The 818-nt window shown below is 63.4% G+C and carries 2 pseudogenes; one reads left to right on the forward strand and one right to left on the reverse strand.

The features are described from left to right. Positions 1-513, forward strand: a pseudogene (locus HC022_RS27875) (IS3 family transposase); the annotation flags it as partial. Positions 514-567: 54 nt separating this feature from the next. On the opposite strand, the pseudogene HC022_RS27880 reads toward HC022_RS27875, so the two are convergent. After that, positions 568-705 (reverse strand): annotated as a pseudogene (locus HC022_RS27880) (IS5/IS1182 family transposase); the annotation flags it as partial. Positions 706-818 lie beyond the last annotated feature (113 nt).

The raw sequence follows: 818 nt of genomic DNA on the forward strand, positions 1-818 counted from the left end.
ATGTCCGGCAGGAACTCGGCGTTTCCGAGCGCCGCGCCTGCCGGGCTCTGGGGCAGCATCGTTCCACGCAGCGCACGGTTCCTGTGGGCTGTCACGATGAAGAGCGCCTGACAGCGGACATCACCGAACTGGCACGCCTCTCTGGTCGCTACGGCTATCGGCAGGTTACCGGGATGCTGGTTCAGGCCGGATGGTGCGCGAACCACAAGCGTGTGGAACGGATATGGCGGCGTGAAGGGCTCAAGGTTCCGCCGAAACAGAAGAAACGCGGCCGGCTCTGGCTGGCCCCTCTCGTGACATCACTTCGTGATGCACTGCCGGGCAGTGGACGGCTCATGCGTGCGCTTGCGCCCGGAACGACCGAACCACGTCTGGTCCTATGACTTCGTCCAGGACCGGAGGGCGGATGGGCGCGCTTATCGCATGCTCAACATCATCGATCGATATACCCGAGAGGTTCTCCTGATCCGCGTGAAGCGCAAGCTCAACTCTATCGACGTGGTAGATACGCGGGGCGTTGTCGCAGAAAGGCGGCCTGAGGCGAAAGGGGCCCTTTTCCGTTCAGACTCAGGCGACGCGGACGGGCTCGGCGGTGCCGAGCGCGTTGAAGCGATTGATAAGGGCGACCCGGATGTGGATTTCAGCAGTTTGGCGATCGGGATCCCGCGCGGCGATGCGCTCACCGAAGGCCTTCCCGCATCGTATCCACTCGCCGGCAGGGCATTGCGCAGCAATGTCCCGAGAGGGCACCAGAAGCTTCAGCGGTCCTTCGGCACGGCGAAAGGGGATCTGCACCTTGAGGGTCTTCTGTCTGCGGC

This window comes from Salipiger sp. HF18, from assembly GCF_011806505.1.
Lineage (GTDB): Bacteria > Pseudomonadota > Alphaproteobacteria > Rhodobacterales > Rhodobacteraceae > Salipiger > Salipiger thiooxidans.